Genomic DNA, 17,600 nt, shown 5'->3' on the forward strand with positions numbered 1-17,600 from the left:
GCAGCTCATGGGAGCAGCGGGTCATTTCCGGTCTCTTTTCTTGTCGATGACGATGACAAATTCGCCTTTGGTGCTGGTCTTCGCCAGAGCCTCCAGGACCTCGGCGGCTTTGCCGCGATAAACGGTCTCATGGATCTTGGTGAGTTCGCGGCAGACGCAGAGATCGCGGTCGGGATCGAGTTCGGCGAACGCGGTGAGCAGTTTTTCGATCCGGTGCGTGGATTCGTAGACGACCGCCGTGCGCGGCTGATCCAGGATCTCGCGCAGGAACGTCTGGCGGCCTTTCTTGTGCGGCGGGAATCCGAAGAAGACGAATTCGTCGGCCGGGAAGCCGGCGATGGACAGCGCGGCGGCCGCAGCGGACGGTCCGGGGATCGGGATCATCTGCGTCTCCGGAGCGAGCGCCAAGAGGTCGCGGACGAGCCAGGCGCCGGGGTCGGAAATGCCGGGCGTGCCGGCGTCCGAAGCGAAGCCGATCTTCTTGCCTTCGCGGAGCATTCCGGCGATGCGGTCGATGCGCTGGCGGTGGACCTCGTCGCGGTAGGATTCAAGCGGGATCGAGAGGTTATAGCGTTCGAGAAGCCGCACGGTCACGCGCGTGTCTTCGCAGAGCAGCAGGTCGAGCTGGCCGAGCACGGCCAAAGCGCGGACGGTCACGTCCTCCAGGTTGCCGATTGGCGTGGCGATGAGATAAAGCGTGCCCATGGCGGCCAGTATAACATCAATAAGGCGGAAAAACTACTGTCGCGGCGGCGTCTGGCGATCGATCCTCGGCTGCGCCCAGGTCGGGTCAACGATGATCTTCTCGGCGCCTTTCCAGGAGATCTCGAGCAGATTCGCCAGATCGAACTTGGCTTCTTCAGCGGCGGCGAACGCCGCGCTGGCTCGCGTCGCCGGCCGGTCCGGCTGGAACAGGCTGCAGCAATCCGCGTGCGGTTCGATGGAGATGCCGAAAGTGCCGATGCGTTTCGCTTGGTCGCTGATATCCTGCTTGTCGTCGCCGACGAGCGGACGGTAGATCGGCAGCGACGCCACGGCCGAGACCGTGGCGAGATTCTCGAGCGTCTGGGAAGCGACCTGGCCGATGCTGTCACCGGTGACGAGGCCGAGCGCGCCGGTCTGCTTGGCCGCTTGCTCCGCGAGGCGGATCATGGACCGGCGGTACAGGATGATGCGGAGCGCCTGGTCGGTCTTGACCGCGATCTCGCGCTGCAGGTCGCCGATGGGCACGAGCCAGAGCGCGGTCGGGCCCTGCCAGTCGGCGAGGACCGCTGCGAGGCGGCGTGCTTTGTCGATGGCTTCGCGGCCGGTGTAGGGATAGCTGTGGAAATGCACGAGGTCGACGCGGCAGCCGCGGCGCATCACTTTCCAGGCCGCGACCGGCGAATCGATGCCGCCCGAAAGTAGGGCCATGACCCGGCCGGCCGTGCCGACCGGCAAGCCGCCCGGGCCCGACAGGCGGCCGGCGGAGATCAACGCAGCTCCGGGTTCGACATCGACCTGGACCAGATGATCGGGATCATCCATTTGCACGCGGAGCTCGGGATGGGCTTCAAGGATCGCGGCGCCGACGCGGGCGCCGATCTCGGGCGAGGCCAGCGGAAAGGATTTATCCGAACGCCGGGCGCGCACTTTGAAAGTGCCGCTCGCGCCCTGGAGTTTGGCGGCGGCAAGCGCCCCGATGGCCGCGAGGTCGGCCGGACAGCGCTCGGCGAAAGAATAATTCGCGACGCCGAAGACCTGGCGGATGCGCTCGCCGAGTCTGGCAGCCAGCTCCGCGCTGAGTCCGCCCGGCGCGGTGGCGGCGATGTGTCCTTGAGAGCGCTGCCAGCGGAGTTCGGCCAGTCCCGCGAGCCGGTCCCGCAGGTTGCGAAGCAGCTGTTTTTCGAACAGACCGCGATTGCCGCCCTTCAGACAGACCTCGGCGGTGCGGATGATGATCGTGTCGAACATAATTTCGCCTAATTTAGCAGAAGCCGCCGCATCTGGCAATCGGCGCTGATCAAAAAAAGAGGCATTCATCGCGAATGCCTCCAGCGTACGTAAGCTTTGAATCCGTTCGGCGCCGGTCAGCAGCCGGAAGAGTTGCCGCAATCGCCGCCGCACTTCTTCTTCGGATCGGCAGCCGGAGCGTTCGGCGCGCCGCCGACCTGATTGCCGGCGATGACGGCATCGCGCATCTGGCTCGAGAGATCCGCCAGTGCGCCCGGCGAATGCGGCACGAAGACCGCGCTGGTCTTGGCGCTCGCGCCGATATCCTTCAGGGTGTCGAAGTACTGGGTCATGAGCACGAGCTGCATGACATCCTTCGCCGTGGTGCCGTCGACCGACTGCGTGAAAGCCTCCACGGATTCGCGCAGGCCGTTGACGATGGCCTTGCGCTGATTGGCGATGCCTTCGCCCTGGAGCTTCTTGCTCTCGGCTTCGGCCTCGGCTTTCTTGACCTGAAGGATCTTCTCCGCCTCGCCTTTCTCAGCGGCCGCGACGCGTTCGCGCTGGGCGGCGTTGATCTCGTTCATGGCCGTCTTGACCTTGGCGTCCGGATCGATGTCGGTCACCGGCGCCTTCAGGATGCCGTAGCCGAAGTCGTCCATGATCTCGGCGAGTTCGGTCTTGACCGCGTCGGCGATCTCATCCTTCTTTTCGAAGACGTCATCGAGCTTCATCTTGGGCACGCGCGCCCGGACGACGTCGTAGACGAATGAAGTGATCTGCTTCGTCGCGTCGCGTAGCTTGTAGTAAGCCTGGTAGACGCGGTCTTCCAGCACATAGTACTGGACAGCGACGATCACTTTGACGAAGACGTTGTCCTGGGTCTTGGTCTCGACCTCGACCTTCAGTTCGCAGTACTGCAGGGTCATCCAGCCGGCAACGCTTTCGATCCAGGGGATCTTGAAGTTGAGGCCGGCGTGGGCGACCCGGACGAACTTGCCGAACCGGGTGACCATCGCCACTCTTTGCTGCGGGACGGTGAAGAACGAGCCGAGAAAAGTGATGAGGGCAAAGATGCCGGCAACGATGCCGGCGGCGAGCAGGACGTAATCGGACGCTGACCACTCGGACATGACTCCTCCTTTTGGAAAGGATCGTCGCCGTCCGGCCGCGTGATGCGGCCTGTCGACGGTGATGCTCGGCAACTTATTTCAAGCGCGGCCGTTTGTCAACCGTTCTTTTCCCCTGCGGATGTGCTAAAATGCCGGCGTCGGAAGATCAATAACCTTATCGGTACCATATGAACGACATCGTCCTGCAGCCGCTCAAATACAAGGAATTGCCCGGCCTATCCGAACGCCAGCTCGCCGAGCATCACGACGTCCTCTACGCCGGCTACGTCAAAAAGATCGGTGAGATCCGCGCCGCGCTCGCCGCCGTCGACCTCGCCAAGGCCAACGCCACGCACAGTGACCTGCGCGAACTCAAGGTTGAAGAGACTTTCGCTCTGAACGGCGCAGTGCTGCATGAACGCTACTTCGACAATCTCAAGGCCGGCGGTTCGAAACCCGAGGGTCGCATCGCCGAACTCCTGGCGCGCGATTTCGGGTCCTATGAGAAATGGGCGGCCGAGGTCGCGGCTTGCGGCCTCGCGGCGCGCGGCTGGGTGGTGCTGGCTTATGATCTGAACGACGGCCGGCTCCACAATTACGTCTGCGACGTCCATAACCAGGGCGGCGTCTGGGGCGCTATTCCACTCCTAGTCCTCGACGTTTACGAACACGCCTACTTCCTGGATTACGCCACGGCGCGCAAGAAATATATCGAGACTTTCCTTGCGAACCTGGATTGGTCGGTGCCGAACGGCCTGCTCGGCAAGTTCAACCTGTAGCCGGAGCAGCAAAAAATCCGCCCAGTTGAACCGGGCGGATTTTTGAATGCTGTCATTTAAGTTCCAGCGCCTGAGCGATCGCTTCCTTGTCGAAGCCGACGATGATCTGGCCTTCGATGTCGAGAACCGGCACGCCCATCTGGCCGGACTTTTCGACCATGACCGCGGCGGCTTCGCGATCGGTCGAAACGTCGATGTTTTTGAAGCTCACTTGATGCTCCTCGAGATAGGCTTTCGCCATCTTGCAGTAGGGGCAGGTCGGGGTCGAATAAACGGTCACGGTTTTGGCCATAGGTCTGGTCGCTCAGTGATTAGAGACTCTGGATCAATTTTATCATGGTCCGGACTCCAAAACCAGTGCCGCCGAGCGGTTGGTGCGGGACGGATTCTTTTTCGGCCCAGGCCGGTCCGGCGATATCGAGGTGCGCCCAGGGTGCGTCGCCGACGAATTCCTTGAGGAACAGCCCGGCCGTGATCGCGCCGCCGTAGCGGGTGCCGCTGATGTTCTTCAGGTCCGCGACCCGGCTCTTGAGGCTGTCAGCGTATTCCGGCTGCAGCGGCAGCTGCCAGAGGAGCTCGCCGGCGGCAGCGGCGCAATTCATGATCTTGGCCGCGAGCGGTTTGGAATTCGCGAGCACGCCGGCCACTTCCTGACCCAGGGCGGTCATGCAGGCGCCGGTGAGCGTCGCGAGATCGACGATCTGATCGGGCTTGAGCTGCAGCGCGTAATGAAGCGTGTCCGCGAGCGTCACGCGGCCTTCGGCGTCGGTGTTCAGGATCTCGACCGTCTTGCCGGACATGGTCTTCACGACGTCGCCGGGACGGACGGCTTTGCCCGAAGGCATGTTCTCGCAGACGCCGGCGATGCCGTGAACCTCGATGTCCGGCGCGAGCTCGGCGATGACGCTCATGACGCCGAGCATGGCGGCCGCTCCGGCCATGTCGATCTTCATGTCTTCCATGGAATCGGACGGCTTGAGCGACAAGCCGCCGGAGTCGAAGGTCAGGCCTTTGCCGACGAGCGCCAGGTGTTTGCGCGGCTTACCGGCCGGTTTATAGGTCAGATGGATCAGGTACGGCGGTTCGTCCGAGCCCCGGGCCACGGCCAAGAGGCCGCCCAAACCGAGTTCCTGGAGCTGGTCTTTCTCCAGGATCTTCAGGCTGAGGCGCTTCGGGTCCGCGGCGGCGATCGTCTCGGCGACGCCGACCAGATATTTCGGCGTGGTCACGGAAGCCGGTTCGTTCACCAGGTCGCGTGCGAAGATCGTGGCGCGGGCGTTCAGTTCGCCGTCTTCGAGGCCTCGCTCGGCGGTCAGGACCAATTTTTTGTTTGCGAGCAGCAGTTGCAGGATCTTGGGTTCGCGGTCGGCGCGTTTTTTCGCTTCGACCTCCTTGTATTTGAGGAAACGATAATCCCCTAACCTCGCGCCTTCGCTCACGGCGGCCGCCACCTCGCGGAGCGGCGAACCGAGCGTCTCCGGCAGGAGCAGAGCTGTATCGGCGGCTTTGAGCGCCCGGGTCTGTCCCAGGACCGTGGCGGCGAAACGCCGGGCCGCGCCGGCAGTGAACGCTTTCACCCCGGTGCCGAGCAGCAGGATCTTCCTGATCTTCGACGCGCCGTCGGCGGTGAGCCAGGCCGACTCGCCTTCTTTGCCGGTCAGTTTTTCCTCGACCAGCAGCTTGGTCAAACGGCCGTGCAGCTGCTTGTCGATCTCCACGGCGGCTCGCGGCAATGTTTTCGCGCCGAGCGGCAGCGGAATGACGAGCAGCCCGGTTTCGAGCGCGGCGAGCGAGGCCACGACCTTGGTTTCTAATAGCATAATTTCGGGTTGGCGGATTATTAATGAATGAATTATAACAGATACGACCGATTACGTGTTACAATGACGCCACTTGACCTATGGCGTACGAAGAGATCACCGCCAGACTCCGGACCGAAGTCGACAGCTTGCGCGACCCGTCTTCGGGTTGTCTGCACGCGGAGACCGATCCCGGACGCCTTAACGCGCTGGACTCGCTGTTCTTGGCCTGGCAAAGGCTCGAGCGGGAACCGGAATCGGCTCGCCTCGCCCTGCTGACGCTCAAGGATTTTCAGGGGCAGGTCCATGATCCGGTGAATGGCGAAGCTCCGGGCATGATCCCGTCTTCGTGCCGGCCGCAACTCACGCCTTGGTCGCCGTGGCTGACCTCGGATTTTCAGGTCCTGGAGACCACGCCACTTTTCATCCTGATCGCCTGCCGCCTGCTTGCCGATTCCAAAGATCGGACGCTGCGAGACCTGTTATGGCCGCTGATCAGCCGCGCCTGCGGCTGGATCAACGAGAATATCCGGACCGGCGATTCCGGACTGCTCTTCCGAGCTGGCGACAAGCCAGGAACGCTTGTCCTGAACCACCGCAAGAAGATCCGTCCCGCTACCGTCGCCGCGGTGGAGATCCAGGGTTATGCTTACGCCGCTCTACGGCGCGCCGCGGCCCTGGCTGAGCGGTTCAGCGAAGCCGACGCAGCGGACACTTGGAACGGCCTGGCTGCCGGTCTGCAAAAAAAATTATCCAGCGATTTTTGGATCAGAAAAGACCGGTACTTCGCCCTGGCCATGAAAGGCCGGAACATGGACGCGGCGGTCACGTCGTTTCCGGGCCAGCTCCTGTTCACCGGAATCCTGAACAAGGTCCAGACTGAGCAGATCATTCGCCGGTTGTTCCGCGCGGATCTCTTCACGCCGTACGGCATCCGGACCAGATCGAGCGCTGATCGGTCTTTTGGTGCATCCTTGCCCCAGCAGGGCGCGGTCCGACCGCTCGACAACTGGATCATCAGCGAGGGCCTGCGCCTCGCCGGCCGGCGGCGCGAACAGACGCTGATCAAGACCGGGCTGTTGCGCGCGTATCGCGAACTCGGCCGCCTGCCGGAATATTATGCCGTGAGCCCCGCCGGTCAGCTGAGCGAGATACCGGAAGTGCCATGTCCGCACGCTTGCGCGTCGGCGGCGCTTTTGGGGCTGCTGGAAGATTAAGGAACGGCGGCGATCAGGAAGCCGTGAACAAAAATGGGGACCGCGCGGTCCCCTATTTTTATTCGCTCCGTCTCTCCCTGACTTCTGAGCTTTCTACAACCCCAACATCTGTCTGACCTCAGCGCTCGGTTTCCAGGGCGGATCGAAGACGACCCGGATCGAGACTTTTTTCAGTCCCAGGGCGCTCAATTTTTTCGTGATCTCCTTGACCATCGCCGGCCCGAACGGACACAGCGGCGTCGTGAAAGTCATAGTCAGCGCCACAGCCTGTTTTTTCTGATCGAAATCGAGCTTGTAGATGAATCCGAGGGTATAGATATCAATACCCAGCTCAGGATCGAGCTGACTCTTCAAGACTTCGATGATCTGGGCTTCAGTGACCATGGTCATTTTTTGCAGCGGCCGCTCACCGGCGCCTTGGTGAAACCTTCGAATCCCGCTGTTTCGATCTGAGCCGCGATCTCGGCTCCGCCGCTCGCGACCAGCCGGCCGGCGGCCAGGACGTGGACGCGATCAGGTTTGAGATATTCGAGCAGGCGCGTGGAATGCGTGATGAGCAGCACGCCGGTGCCGGCGCGGCGCAGCGCCTCGATGGTCGCAGCGATGATTTTCAGGGTGTCGACGTCGAGTCCGGAATCGATCTCATCGAGCAGTACATAGCGCGGTTCGAGCAGCAGGAGCTGCAGCATCTCCAGGCGCTTCCGTTCGCCGCCGGAGAAACCTTCGTTGACCCCGCGGGACGCGAAACTGTCCGGCATGTTCAGTCCGGCCATCTTCTGTTTCAGCAGGGCGTGGAACTCGACGACGCTTAAAGGCTTCGTCCGCCGGACGTTCACCGCCGCGCGCAGGAACGAAGAGACGCTCACGCCGGCGACCTCGGGCGGATTCTGGACGGACAGGAAGAGACCGGCGAGCGAACGTTCATCAGCCGCGAGCTTGGTGATGTCCCGGCCATCCAGCGCGAGCTTGCCGGCGGTCACGGCGTATTTCGGATGGCCCATGAGCGCGTTCGCGAGCGTGCTCTTGCCGGATCCGTTCGGTCCCATGAGCGCGTGCAGTTCGCCGGCCGGCAGTTTCAGATCGAGGCCGCGGATGATCTCCCGCCCCTCGCGGCTGACCGTTATTTTTTTGATCTCGAGAGCGGTGGTCTTCATAAGCCGTGGTTCTTCTGGTAGTCCGTGATGCCGGCCTGCAGCGCTTTGAGCGCAAGGGTGGCGCACTTGATCCGGGCCGGCCCGATGTCAACGCCCAGCCAGCCCGCGATGTCGCTGAGTCCGAGTCTGGAGGCTTCGACCAACGTCAGACCGACAGCGTTCTCGGTGAGCAGCGAAGCCGCGGCCTGGCTCACGGCGCAGCCACGGCCGTTGAACATGACCTTGGAGATCCGCTGTTTCTGATCGACGAGCACCTGGATATCCACGTCGTCGCCGCAGCTGAAATTAGCCTCGCGCTGGCGGAAGCTGGGGTGCGGCAGTTCGCCAAAATTGCGCGGCGACCGGTAGTGATCGAGGATGTTCTCGCGGTACATCGCTTCGATGTCGGTGTTCGCCGTCGCTCGCGGCGGCGCGGCGGTTTTTTTCTTGGCCCGCGGACTCATAATTTGAACAGCTTCTTGGCGCGACGGACAGCGGCGGCGAGCGCCGCGATATCGTCGGTATCGTTGTAGATCGAAAAACTCGCGCGCGTGGTCCCATTGATGCCGAGTTGCCGCATGAGCGGCATGGCGCAGTGATGGCCGCCGCGCACGCAGACGCCCTGGTCGCCGAGAATGTTGGCCATGTCGTGGACGTGGATGTCGCCGAGCGTGAACGAGACCACGCCGCCGCGTTCGGATCCCGCCGGCGGGCCGTAGAGTTTGACGCCGGGGATCTTGGACAGTTCCGCCATCGCGATCCTGGCCAGCGCCAGCTCATGCTCGTGGATGACGGCCGGATCCAGAGCGATCGCAAACTCGGCGGCGGCGCCCAGACCGATGCCGCCGGCGATGTTCGGCGTACCGGCTTCGAACTTCCACGGCACTTCGTTCCAGACGGCGTTCTCCCGCGTAACTTCCAGGATCATGTCGCCGCCATAAAGGAACGGCGGCAGTTCTTCGAGGCGGCTGCGCTTGCCGTAAAGCACGCCGCTGCCAGTCGGCCCGAACATCTTGTGGCCGGAGAAAGCCAGGAAATCGCAATCCATTTTTTTGACGTCGAGCGGACGATGGCCGGCCGATTGCGCGGCGTCGACGATCATGATCGCGCCCTGCTTGTGGGCCAGAGCGGCGAGTTTTTCGACCGGATTCACCGTGCCCAGGGCGTTCGAAACGTGCATCACCGAGACCACTTTGGTCGCGGGCGTGATGAGTTTGGCCGCCGCCGCGAGGTCGAGCTGGAAGTCGGGAGTGACCCCGATGAATTTCACGGCAAAACCGCGCTCGCGGGCGAGCTGCTGCCACGGCACCAGATTGCTGTGATGTTCCATGATCGAAACGACCACCTCGTCGCCCGGGCCGAGTCTGCGGCTCAGCGTGTAGGCCAGCAGATTCAGGGATTCGGTCGCGCCGCGGGTGAAGACGATCTCCCGGGGATCGGCGCCGATGAGTTTGGCGACCGGGATCCGGGCCGCTTCGTACGTTTCCGTGGCCCGAAGGCTAGCGGGATACATGCCGCGATGGACGTTGGCCCGATACTTCTTATAAAAACCATCCATGGCCGCGAGGACCGCACGCGGGGTCTGCGACGAAGCCGCGGAATCCAGGTATACGAAAGGCTTGCGGCTCTGGGCCGCGAACATCGGGAATTCCCGGCGCAACTGCCGGACCTCTTTTTTCGATAACATTCCTTTCATAGGCATGGGTAGGATGTGGCTGGAGCCAGTTGGCCGGCGATGAGACAAGAGACCATCTCTTCAAGCCCGAAATGCTGCATGCCGGAGACGATTGGCTGAAAAAAACCCTCGACCAGCAGTTTCGTCGCGGTCCGTTCGTCGAGGCCGCGGGACATCAGGTAGAACAACTGGTCGCGTTCGAGCCGGCCGACCGTGCAGCCGTGGCCGCATTCGATCTCATCCGTCTCGATCTCCAAAATAGGGATTGCACTGCTTTCCGCGCGCTCGCCGAGGAGTAGTGTATCCTCTTTTTGATGTGCTTCGCAACCCGGACAGCCGCGCGCGACGGAAATGTGGCCGCGATAAAGCGACCGGGCCGCGCCATCCAGCACGCCGCGGGCCAGGAGGTCCGAAGAGGTGGTGTCGGCCTGATGCTGCGCCGTTTGGGTCAATTCGAAGCGCGAGGAGCCGCTGCCGCAGAAGATCGTGCGGGCCACGGCCGCCGCTCCCCGCCCGAGCAGGCGGTTCGTGATCGAGCTCGAGGCGAAAGATCCGCCCAGCACGCACTCCAGCCAGACGACCCTGGCATTCCGGCCAAGCTTGGCGTCGCACCGGACGAATTCCGTGCTGTGGCGCTCCAGGTCGCGGATCGAAATGATCGTGACCTTGGCGTTGTCGCCGGCGTTCACGAACGTCGCGGCGGCGCGTTCGCCAGCGCCGGAAACATGTTCAATGATCGCCAGTTCGCTGCCGGCCGCGGCATTCACGACCGTCAGTTCTTGCGCGCTCTTATTAGAGAGCAGTTTGGTCTCCAGACGGAGCGGGCTTTTCAGATGTTCATCCTTGGCAGCCGTGATGACGCGGATTCGCGAGGCGGTCGCCGCGTGCCAGCTCCAGAGCCGATCCAGTTCGCTGACCGGGAACGCTTTCAGTCCTGATTCCAGTCCAGCCGGAACTGACCCGGCCATGGCGGGCAATTTTTCGCCGCGGGTCATCGCTTGATAAGGCAGGCGGATGGTTTTCGGGTCGAAACCGGTCCCTTGGCCATAACGGAAATCAGGGTCAGCGAGCTTTTGGAAGCGCTGCCAGGCGGCCAGCCGTCGGGCGCGGAGCCAGCGCGGTTCTGGTCGACCGACGATCGGATTTTCATCTTGATGGCGAATCAGCATAACTCAGGCGACCTTGCGGTCCATTTCCAGTTCGATCAGTTTGTTCATCTCGACTGCGTATTCGAGCGGCAAACGCTTGACCAGTGGCTCGACGAAACCGCCGACGATCATCTTGCGGGCCCGTTCTTCGGAAAGCCCCCGGCTGCGCAGGTAGAAGATCTCCTCTTCCCCGATCCGGCCGACCGTGGCCTCGTGGACCGCTTCGCTCGAGTTGTTGTCGACCCTGACGCGCGGATACGCCTTGGCGGTCGAGCGCCGGTCGAGCAGCAGCGAATCGCAGGTCACCGCAGCCTTGGAATCCCGGGCCGCCGCCGTGACGCGCACCAAGCCGCGATAAACGGTCGTGCCGCCGCCGCGGCAGAGGCTCTTCGAACGCGAGACCGACATCGTGCCGGGCGCGGCGTGGACGGCTTTGAAACCAGTGTCGAGTTCCTGGCCGGGGCCGGCGAAAGCCACGCTCAGGGAATCGGAACGGGCGCGGTCGCCCCGGAGGACGGACGCCGGATACAGCATGGTGACGCCGGAACCGAGATTGCCGCTCAGCCATTCGATCGAAGCGTCGCGGTCGACTACGGCGCGCTTGGTGTTCAGGTTGTAGGTGTTCTTGCTCCAGTTCTCGACGCTGGAATATTTCACCCGGGCGCCAGCCTTGAGGTGCAGCTCGACGCAGCCGGCATGCAGCGAACTCGCGGCATAGCGCGGCGCGCTGCAGCCTTCGATATATTCGACCTCACTGCCTTCGTCCGCGATGATCAGAGTGTGTTCGAACTGGCCGCCGCGCTCCAGATTCATCCGGAAGTAGGCTTGCAGCGGCCGCGTCACTTTGACGCGCGGCGGAACATAGATGAAAGTGCCGCCGCTCCAGACCGCGGCGTGCAGCATGGTGAATTTATGATTGCTCACGGGAACGCAGTCGGTCATGAAATAACGGCGGACGAGTTCGGGATATTTGCGCACCGCGACGTCGAGGTTCTCGAAAATGACGCCCTGGCGCCCCCACTCTTTCTTGAGCCGGTGATAGATGACGCCGGAATCGTATTGCGCGCCGGCGCCGGACAAGGCGTGGTGCTCGGCTTCAGGGATGCCTAGGAGATCGAAAGTGCGGCGGATGTCGCTGGGCACGTCTTTCCAGTTCTGGGCCTCGGTCGCGTCCGGGCGGCTGTAATAGACGATATGTTCAAGATCGAGTCTGGCCAGATCCGGCCCCCAGGCCGGCAGCGGGGTGTGCTGGTAAAGTTCCAGCGCCTGCAGGCGCTTCTCGAGCATCCAGCGCGGTTCATTTTTTTGCCGCGAGATCTCCAAGACGACCTGCTGGCTGAGTCCGGGGCCGGCCGAATATCCGGCCGTGACGCGGTCGGGGCGGTCGAGTTCAGAGATCAGATTTTTGGAACGGCGACTGGTCTTGGCCATAGGGTCAGCAAATGCGCCGGCGTCCGACCAATTGTCTGACGGTCACTTTTTTCAGCGAGCCGAGGATGAGCGTCTGGACTTCCTGCCAGACGTCGCGGCTGCGGCAATTGCGGCTCAGGAGACAGGTGCCCGGACCCTGGAGACAGCCGATCACGGCGATCGGGCCTTCGATGGCCTGGACGACGGCCGCCACGCTGATCTTCGCGGCCGGCAACGCCAGCCGGTAACCGCCGCCCGCGCCGCGCTGGCCCCGGATCAGACCCGCCGAGCGGAGCGGTCCAGCGATCTGTTCCAGATACCCCTGCGTCACCCCGATCCGCTCCCCGACCTCGGCCAACGACAAAGAAGACCGGCCGGCAGCGGCCAGTTCGCTCACGAGAAGCAAAGCGTGATGGAGTTTTTGCGGAACTTTCAGGAACATGATGAATCCTATTTAGATGATAGGATTCTAACAATTCTTCCTCAATTGGTCAATGTGGCCGGCTATTTTGGTTCCAACCGCGGCCAGCCGACCCTCGGACAGCCTCGGTCTCATCCGGCCGCGCGTAGTCATCGTCCAGCCTGAACGTAGTGCCCTTTTCCGGACCGGAAACTTCGGTGAACAGGGCGTCGGTCACGGCTTCGAGGCGATGTTTTTGGCCGACAGCGACCGTGTAACCCCGAAGCGGCTCCATCGGCAGCCGGTCCAGCTCTCCAATCCCGTTCTCCAGCCAGATCGCACCCTGGCCGGAAATGAGGCACACGGTCTCTTCTTTCTGATCGTGATATTGGAGCGACAGCCGTTGGCCGCCGCGCACGGACAGGATCTTGCCGGTCCGCTCCAGGTCCGGCGGCGTGTAGATAACTTCGAAGCCCCACGGCTTCTCGACGCGTTTTTGGAACGGCTTGTTCGGGTAATTCATAGGCTAGCGGATCAAGCCTAATGATAGCATAACCCAGCCAAAAGTTTGACCAACCAAATGTTCTTCGGTTTGTGAAATCGCTGGCAGTGTGGTTATAATATCTTTCAGTATGCAAGAAGAAAAACAAGGCAGATCAGGCTTATCTCAGGCTGCCAGCGCTCTATTTGCGCTGATTTTAGTCCTGCCCGCACCGGCGCTCGCGACCTCGATCTTCAATCCCCAGCTGATCCTGACGGACGCGGAGATGCGCGACGCTGACGCTTTGTCCTATTCCGAGATCGCGGATTTCTTGAATTCCAAGGGTGGTTTCGGATCCTGTTTCGATGCCGACGCGATCGACGGCCTGCTCAAGGGGACGGCTCAGCTCGTGGCGGACGCCGCCCAGCGTTACGAGATCAATCCCAAATATATTTTGGCGCTGATCCAGAAAGAATCGAGCGCTGTCGAATCAACCAAACCGAACCAGAAGCAGCTCGACTGGGCGGCCGGCTACGCCCTCTGCGACGGCTGCAAAAAGACCAGCCCGCTGGCCGTCAAATACAAGGGTCTGGGCAAACAGATCGATGTCGGCGCCGGCTGGATGGATTGGTTCATGGACAACCATGAACAACTCGGCCACATGGTCCAGCCGGGCGAGACCGTGACCATCAGCCGCACCAAGGTCACTCCGGTCAATCTGACGACCGCCGCACTTTACAATTACACGCCGCACCTGCACGGCAACCGGCTCCTGTGGAGCATCTGGAACCGCTGGTTCGGCGACAATCTGGGGCTGCGTTTTCCGGATGGTACGCTCGTGCGGAACGAGAAGACCGGCGCGGTCGCGCTGATCCAGAACGGCAAGTTCCGTCCGATCACGAGCCGGTCGGTCCTCGAATCCCGGTTCAACGCCGCGATCGCGATCGATCTCAATGAATACGATTTCGGGGTCCTGCAGGATAACGCCGCTGGCAAGCCGGTCAAATTCGCCGATCTGTCGCTCTTGCGCGTCGAGGACGGCACGATCTACCTGCTGCTGGGCGCCGCCAAACGCCCGATCGCTTCGGCCGCGGTGTTCGCCGCGATCGGTTTCAATCCGGAGGAGGTCGAAGAGGCCGCCGCCGCGGATCTCGAAGATTATCTGACCGCCGAACCGATCACGCTCGCTTCCGCCTATCCGACCGGCCAGCTCGTCCAGAACAACGAGACCGGCGGCGTCTATTACGCCGAAGCCGGAGTGAAACATCCGATCTGGGATAAGGCCGTGCTGGCGGCGAATTACCCCGGCCGAAAGATCCAAGCGCTGTCCCCCGCTGAACTTGAAAAACTGGTCTTGGGCGAGCCGGTCAGACTGGCGGACGGCGTCCTGGTCAAAACTCCGGACCAACCCTCGGTCTTCGTCATTTCGAACGGCAAAAAGCTGCCGATCCCCACGGAAGAAGTTTTCGTCGCTTACGGTTATAAGTGGGAGAATATCATCACCGCGCCAGCGCGAGTCCTGGAACTCCATGAGACCGGCGAACCGCTGATGCTGGTCAGCGAGACGGTCACGGCGACGATGGTCGGTCTGTGAACCGGCGGCTCACGAGAGAGGACTCATCCGATCCGGGCTGGCGCCCGGATTTTTCGTACGGACAATAAAAAACGCGCCGTTATAGGCGCGTGAAGAAAGTCCTGATCTCCGTGATCAACGATCCGTCTGTCCGATTCCGCCGTTCCGGATCATACGGATCCATGGACCGCGTTCGAAGGTCTGACACTCGGTCTTGAACGGCCTGACCTTGTAATTGCCGCTGGCCGCGAACAAGACCCGTCGGCGTTCGCTCACTGTGACAGTGAACCCGCCGTTGCCGCAGGCATTGGACGAGACCAAGACCTTGATGGTCAGTCCGCCGCCGTCATATCGCAACTGCCGAACGGAATGAACCGGCGAATCCTCCCGTCTTTCCGTCCGGCCGTGCTGGGCGGCGAAAGTAATGCAATCGTCAGCGAGTGCGTCAGCCTGCAAAGCGGTCAGCTTCTTGGTGTTCATTCTTTCTTTCCTCCTGGTCGTCTGAAAGAGCTCGCGGAATGTAGCAGAAACTCCGGTTCCGGTCAATCCCCCTCCAGTGTGCGCTCATGACTGACGAAAAGACCGCCCGTTCAGGCGGTCTTTTCGGGATATTCTTTTCTTTCCAGCTAGCTAGAAACCAGCGGCTTTGCACTGTTCGCAAAGCGTGCGGCCGTTGGCATCGCCGACCTGGCTGCAATATTGGGCGCTCGGCATGCTGGCGAATTGTGCGCAAGTGGTTTGGTTGACGGTGGTACCCTGGTCACCGCTCGGCGGTTGGGCCGCGGGCGGTTGTGCGGCAGGCGGCGCGGCTGGCTGAGCCAATGTTTTTGGCTTAAGCTCATCGGCGTTGATCGCCGGCAGTTCGACATTCAGATCGGTATCGACCGACAGATCGGTCTTGAAGCTGAGGCCGGTGAAAGCGCCGGCGGCCGAAGCGACGTACGGCGAACCGACGTTGAAGGCCGAGGCGTCAAGCGACGGGACCGGCGAGAAGGAGAAATCAAAGGACGGCGCGGCAATCTGGATGGAATCGACGCCAGTCGCCGCCGTGTCAGCGGAACCGTCGGCTTTCTTTTCCGCGCCCGATTTCACCTGTTCGATCTTCGCGATCAATTTCTTGCCCGCGTCAGTCTTGGTCATGATGACATAACCGCCGCCAGCCGCGGCGAGCAGCGCGGCCGCAATGATCAGGATGATCAGCGGCGCGATCCCGCGATTCAGGCGGACATTCGAGTAAGGGTATTTCATAGGGATGGCGGGAATTATTTCTCGGCCGGCGTGTCGGCGCCGGTGGTCAGGTAGAAAGCGTCGAGATCGGCGGCACCGTTGCTGGATTCGACCTTCTCGACGCGCATCTTGTGGTCGCCGGCGGTCAGTGTCACGTCAACGACCTTGTGCCAGCGGAATCCGCCCGGCGGATATTTGATCGAGCGGGCGGCGGCGTTCTCCTCGAACGGACCGAAGCGTTTGCCGTCGAAGTAGATGTAGATGCGCCGGACGCCCCACTGTGACGAGATGGCCGAAGCCAGATCGCGGACCCAGACCTTGTAGGTGCCGGCGGCTGGAACTTTGATGTCGTATTCGAGATAGTCCTTGGCGCGGCCCATGTACCAGCTGCCATTGCCGAAGTACGGCGGCCGCCAAGAAGGATTGACCTCGCGAGCCATCGGGTCGCTCACGCCGGTCCGGACGTTGAATCTCGCGGCATCCTCGGCCTCGATCCAGACCGCGACCTTGCCAGTCCCGGCCAGCTTGGAGGCGTTCTTCTTAATTGTGGCGGCGCGATCCTGGAGTCCCTTGGCTTTCGGGATGAGCTCGTCGAAACTGGTCACCATGAAGCCCTTGGGCGGCGAGGCGTCGGCCTGGGCGCAATCGGCCCGGAGCGCGGCAATCTTGTCGAGCACGGGCTTGGCATCATGTTCGAAAGTGATGTAGACATCCTTGCCGATCGCGCTGTTGATCCGGTTGCAATCGTTCGCCATCTGGTCCTTACAAGCCGGCTTGATGAGCTTCTCGTCGATGGACCGGAGTTCGGCGAGACCAGCGCTGATCCCGGCCGTCATCTCGTCGAGCAGACCGCTCACGGACCGGCAGAAAGCCTGGGAGCTCAATTTCTGTTCCGTGACCGCGCGCAATTCCTTGGCCTCCCGGCGCAGCTCGTCACCGGACTGCTTCAGCCGGTTAAGGGTCGCTGTCAGCCGCTCAAGACCGTCCTCAGGCGTGGCCTGCTGACAGATGCTGTCGACCAATTCGACGTCCTTGACGAAGTTACTGGTCATGGCCTCGACCCGCTTGAACTTGTTCTCGTTAGCCTTGACGTCGGCGCAGAAAGCGATGTTCTTCTTGACCGCGCCGTACTGGTCGCCGCAGCGCCAGATGTTATTGCGAAGCGCGGCGATGTCGCTGCCGGCGATCTCCTTGACGGCGGCCTGGAGCTGAGGCAGGACCTGCCGGCAGATCTGATCGCCGGTCTCGGCCAGGACTTTATTCTTGTCGGCCTCCAAAGCCTCGCCGAAGACCTTCACGTCCTCGGCGTCAGTCTTGACCTGCTGCAGCACGCCGATCAGTTCGTTGCGGTCGGTGTTTTCCGGATCCTGGCAGAGCTTTTCCGCCATCTCCATCCCGAACTGCAGATCGTCCAGTTTCTGGCCCAATTCGCCCAAGCGCGGGGCGAACTCGTTCACGATCTGGCATTCTTCGCTAGTGCTCGCTTCGCAGGGCGCCACGACTCCGGCGATCTTCGCGCTGTTCTCCTGGATCTTGGCGCGGGCGATGGCGAACTGTTCCTTTGCGATGGTGCAGCCTTTGGCCAGACCGACCGTGGCGGCCCGCTCGGCGTTGGCGCGGAAATCCTCCCACTTCTGGCGGAAATCATTGAGCGCTTTCTGGATCGCGGCTTCATCGTCATTCTCGATGGCGGCCGTCAATTTGACCTCCAAAG

General features: G+C 62.0%; 19 protein-coding genes. 3 read left to right on the forward strand and 16 right to left on the reverse strand.

Going from position 1 to position 17,600, the window contains the following annotated elements:
- Positions 1 to 21: 21 nt before the first annotated feature.
- The 3 genes from rsmI to WCT10_01795 form a co-directional block, all read right to left on the reverse strand.
- Positions 22 to 705 carry a 16S rRNA (cytidine(1402)-2'-O)-methyltransferase gene (gene rsmI, locus WCT10_01785; protein MFA6603556.1) on the reverse strand — a complete coding sequence of 228 codons (684 nt, stop codon included), beginning with the start codon at positions 703 to 705 and terminating at the stop codon, positions 22 to 24.
- A 33-nt stretch (positions 706 to 738) separates the two neighbouring features.
- Positions 739 to 1,953 (reverse strand): tRNA uracil 4-sulfurtransferase ThiI, encoded by a 1,215-nt coding sequence (gene thiI, locus WCT10_01790; GenBank protein ID MFA6603557.1) that lies wholly within the window; start codon positions 1,951 to 1,953, stop codon positions 739 to 741.
- A 116-nt stretch (positions 1,954 to 2,069) separates the two neighbouring features.
- On the reverse strand, positions 2,070 to 3,065 hold the full coding sequence (locus tag WCT10_01795) for an SPFH domain-containing protein (GenBank protein ID MFA6603558.1): 996 nt from the start codon (positions 3,063 to 3,065) through the stop codon (positions 2,070 to 2,072).
- A 167-nt stretch (positions 3,066 to 3,232) separates the two neighbouring features.
- Between WCT10_01795 and WCT10_01800 the strand changes: the two genes are divergently transcribed.
- Positions 3,233 to 3,823, forward strand: a complete 591-nt coding sequence (locus tag WCT10_01800; protein MFA6603559.1) for a Fe-Mn family superoxide dismutase — start codon at positions 3,233 to 3,235, stop codon at positions 3,821 to 3,823.
- 52 nt (positions 3,824 to 3,875) lie between these two features.
- Here WCT10_01800 and WCT10_01805 read toward each other — a convergent pair whose 3' ends face one another.
- Together WCT10_01805 and WCT10_01810 are read right to left on the reverse strand one after the other, a co-directional pair.
- On the reverse strand, positions 3,876 to 4,115 hold the full coding sequence (locus tag WCT10_01805) for a glutaredoxin domain-containing protein (GenBank protein MFA6603560.1): 240 nt from the start codon (positions 4,113 to 4,115) through the stop codon (positions 3,876 to 3,878).
- A 19-nt stretch (positions 4,116 to 4,134) separates the two neighbouring features.
- Positions 4,135 to 5,643, reverse strand: a complete 1,509-nt coding sequence (locus WCT10_01810; GenBank protein MFA6603561.1) for a leucyl aminopeptidase — start codon at positions 5,641 to 5,643, stop codon at positions 4,135 to 4,137.
- A gap of 80 nt (positions 5,644 to 5,723) precedes the next feature.
- Between WCT10_01810 and WCT10_01815 the strand changes: the two genes are divergently transcribed.
- Positions 5,724 to 6,839 (forward strand): amylo-alpha-1,6-glucosidase, encoded by a 1,116-nt coding sequence (locus WCT10_01815; protein ID MFA6603562.1) that lies wholly within the window; start codon positions 5,724 to 5,726, stop codon positions 6,837 to 6,839.
- A 93-nt stretch (positions 6,840 to 6,932) separates the two neighbouring features.
- Here the strand turns inward: WCT10_01815 and WCT10_01820 are convergent, their stop codons facing one another.
- Genes WCT10_01820 through WCT10_01855 form a run of 8 tightly spaced genes read right to left on the reverse strand, consistent with a single transcriptional unit; the run spans position 6,933 to position 13,128 of the window.
- Complete coding sequence (locus tag WCT10_01820) at positions 6,933 to 7,223, reverse strand: metal-sulfur cluster assembly factor (protein MFA6603563.1); 291 nt, start codon at positions 7,221 to 7,223, stop codon at positions 6,933 to 6,935.
- 2 nt (positions 7,224 to 7,225) lie between these two features.
- Positions 7,226 to 7,993, reverse strand: a complete 768-nt coding sequence (gene sufC, locus WCT10_01825) for a Fe-S cluster assembly ATPase SufC (GenBank protein MFA6603564.1) — start codon at positions 7,991 to 7,993, stop codon at positions 7,226 to 7,228.
- The gene (locus tag WCT10_01830; GenBank protein ID MFA6603565.1) at positions 7,990 to 8,436 is read right to left on the reverse strand and encodes an iron-sulfur cluster assembly scaffold protein; all 447 of its coding nucleotides are present in this window, start codon (positions 8,434 to 8,436) and stop codon (positions 7,990 to 7,992) included. Before WCT10_01830 ends, sufC begins: the two co-directional genes overlap by 4 nt.
- Positions 8,433 to 9,668 (reverse strand): cysteine desulfurase, encoded by a 1,236-nt coding sequence (locus WCT10_01835; protein MFA6603566.1) that lies wholly within the window; start codon positions 9,666 to 9,668, stop codon positions 8,433 to 8,435. Before WCT10_01835 ends, WCT10_01830 begins: the two co-directional genes overlap by 4 nt.
- Positions 9,665 to 10,816 (reverse strand): SufD family Fe-S cluster assembly protein, encoded by a 1,152-nt coding sequence (locus tag WCT10_01840; GenBank protein MFA6603567.1) that lies wholly within the window; start codon positions 10,814 to 10,816, stop codon positions 9,665 to 9,667. Before WCT10_01840 ends, WCT10_01835 begins: the two co-directional genes overlap by 4 nt.
- A gap of 3 nt (positions 10,817 to 10,819) precedes the next feature.
- Positions 10,820 to 12,226 (reverse strand): Fe-S cluster assembly protein SufB, encoded by a 1,407-nt coding sequence (sufB, locus tag WCT10_01845; protein MFA6603568.1) that lies wholly within the window; start codon positions 12,224 to 12,226, stop codon positions 10,820 to 10,822.
- Between the two features lie 4 nt (positions 12,227 to 12,230).
- Positions 12,231 to 12,647, reverse strand: coding sequence for an Rrf2 family transcriptional regulator (locus tag WCT10_01850; protein ID MFA6603569.1), 417 nt, complete (start codon positions 12,645 to 12,647; stop codon positions 12,231 to 12,233).
- A 49-nt stretch (positions 12,648 to 12,696) separates the two neighbouring features.
- Positions 12,697 to 13,128 (reverse strand): cupin, encoded by a 432-nt coding sequence (locus tag WCT10_01855; GenBank protein ID MFA6603570.1) that lies wholly within the window; start codon positions 13,126 to 13,128, stop codon positions 12,697 to 12,699.
- Positions 13,129 to 13,237: 109 nt separating this feature from the next.
- On the opposite strand from WCT10_01855, the gene WCT10_01860 reads away from it, so the two are divergent.
- Positions 13,238 to 14,680, forward strand: a complete 1,443-nt coding sequence (locus WCT10_01860; GenBank protein MFA6603571.1) for a hypothetical protein — start codon at positions 13,238 to 13,240, stop codon at positions 14,678 to 14,680.
- 114 nt (positions 14,681 to 14,794) lie between these two features.
- Here the strand turns inward: WCT10_01860 and WCT10_01865 are convergent, their stop codons facing one another.
- From WCT10_01865 to WCT10_01875, 3 genes are all read right to left on the reverse strand, one after another.
- Positions 14,795 to 15,139 (reverse strand): hypothetical protein, encoded by a 345-nt coding sequence (locus tag WCT10_01865; GenBank protein ID MFA6603572.1) that lies wholly within the window; start codon positions 15,137 to 15,139, stop codon positions 14,795 to 14,797.
- A gap of 150 nt (positions 15,140 to 15,289) precedes the next feature.
- Positions 15,290 to 15,907 (reverse strand): hypothetical protein, encoded by a 618-nt coding sequence (locus tag WCT10_01870; GenBank protein ID MFA6603573.1) that lies wholly within the window; start codon positions 15,905 to 15,907, stop codon positions 15,290 to 15,292.
- 14 nt (positions 15,908 to 15,921) lie between these two features.
- A partial coding sequence (locus WCT10_01875; protein ID MFA6603574.1) for a hypothetical protein occupies positions 15,922 to 17,600 on the reverse strand: 1,679 nt, incomplete at its 5' end.

The organism is Patescibacteria group bacterium (assembly GCA_041667185.1).
Classification (GTDB): Bacteria; Patescibacteriota; Patescibacteriia; order SG8-24; family SG8-24; genus JBAYFM01.

What these genes read in the sequence shown, in the direction of transcription:
- thiI (MFA6603557.1), bottom strand. Translation starts at nt 1,953, where the DNA reads ATGTTCGACACGATCATCATCCGCACCGCCGAGGTCTGTCTGAAGGGC.
- WCT10_01850 (MFA6603569.1), bottom strand. Translation starts at nt 12,647, where the DNA reads ATGTTCCTGAAAGTTCCGCAAAAACTCCATCACGCTTTGCTTCTCGTG.
- WCT10_01830 (MFA6603565.1), bottom strand. Translation starts at nt 8,436, where the DNA reads ATGAGTCCGCGGGCCAAGAAAAAAACCGCCGCGCCGCCGCGAGCGACG.
- sufB (MFA6603568.1), bottom strand. Translation starts at nt 12,226, where the DNA reads ATGGCCAAGACCAGTCGCCGTTCCAAAAATCTGATCTCTGAACTCGAC.
- WCT10_01870 (MFA6603573.1), bottom strand. Translation starts at nt 15,907, where the DNA reads ATGAAATACCCTTACTCGAATGTCCGCCTGAATCGCGGGATCGCGCCG.
- WCT10_01810 (MFA6603561.1), bottom strand. Translation starts at nt 5,643, where the DNA reads ATGCTATTAGAAACCAAGGTCGTGGCCTCGCTCGCCGCGCTCGAAACC.
- WCT10_01815 (MFA6603562.1), top strand. Translation starts at nt 5,724, where the DNA reads ATGGCGTACGAAGAGATCACCGCCAGACTCCGGACCGAAGTCGACAGC.
- WCT10_01805 (MFA6603560.1), bottom strand. Translation starts at nt 4,115, where the DNA reads ATGGCCAAAACCGTGACCGTTTATTCGACCCCGACCTGCCCCTACTGC.
- WCT10_01795 (MFA6603558.1), bottom strand. Translation starts at nt 3,065, where the DNA reads ATGTCCGAGTGGTCAGCGTCCGATTACGTCCTGCTCGCCGCCGGCATC.
- WCT10_01820 (MFA6603563.1), bottom strand. Translation starts at nt 7,223, where the DNA reads ATGGTCACTGAAGCCCAGATCATCGAAGTCTTGAAGAGTCAGCTCGAT.
- WCT10_01835 (MFA6603566.1), bottom strand. Translation starts at nt 9,668, where the DNA reads ATGAAAGGAATGTTATCGAAAAAAGAGGTCCGGCAGTTGCGCCGGGAA.
- WCT10_01840 (MFA6603567.1), bottom strand. Translation starts at nt 10,816, where the DNA reads ATGCTGATTCGCCATCAAGATGAAAATCCGATCGTCGGTCGACCAGAA.
- WCT10_01860 (MFA6603571.1), top strand. Translation starts at nt 13,238, where the DNA reads ATGCAAGAAGAAAAACAAGGCAGATCAGGCTTATCTCAGGCTGCCAGC.
- sufC (MFA6603564.1), bottom strand. Translation starts at nt 7,993, where the DNA reads ATGAAGACCACCGCTCTCGAGATCAAAAAAATAACGGTCAGCCGCGAG.
- WCT10_01865 (MFA6603572.1), bottom strand. Translation starts at nt 15,139, where the DNA reads ATGAACACCAAGAAGCTGACCGCTTTGCAGGCTGACGCACTCGCTGAC.
- WCT10_01855 (MFA6603570.1), bottom strand. Translation starts at nt 13,128, where the DNA reads ATGAATTACCCGAACAAGCCGTTCCAAAAACGCGTCGAGAAGCCGTGG.
- WCT10_01800 (MFA6603559.1), top strand. Translation starts at nt 3,233, where the DNA reads ATGAACGACATCGTCCTGCAGCCGCTCAAATACAAGGAATTGCCCGGC.
- rsmI (MFA6603556.1), bottom strand. Translation starts at nt 705, where the DNA reads ATGGGCACGCTTTATCTCATCGCCACGCCAATCGGCAACCTGGAGGAC.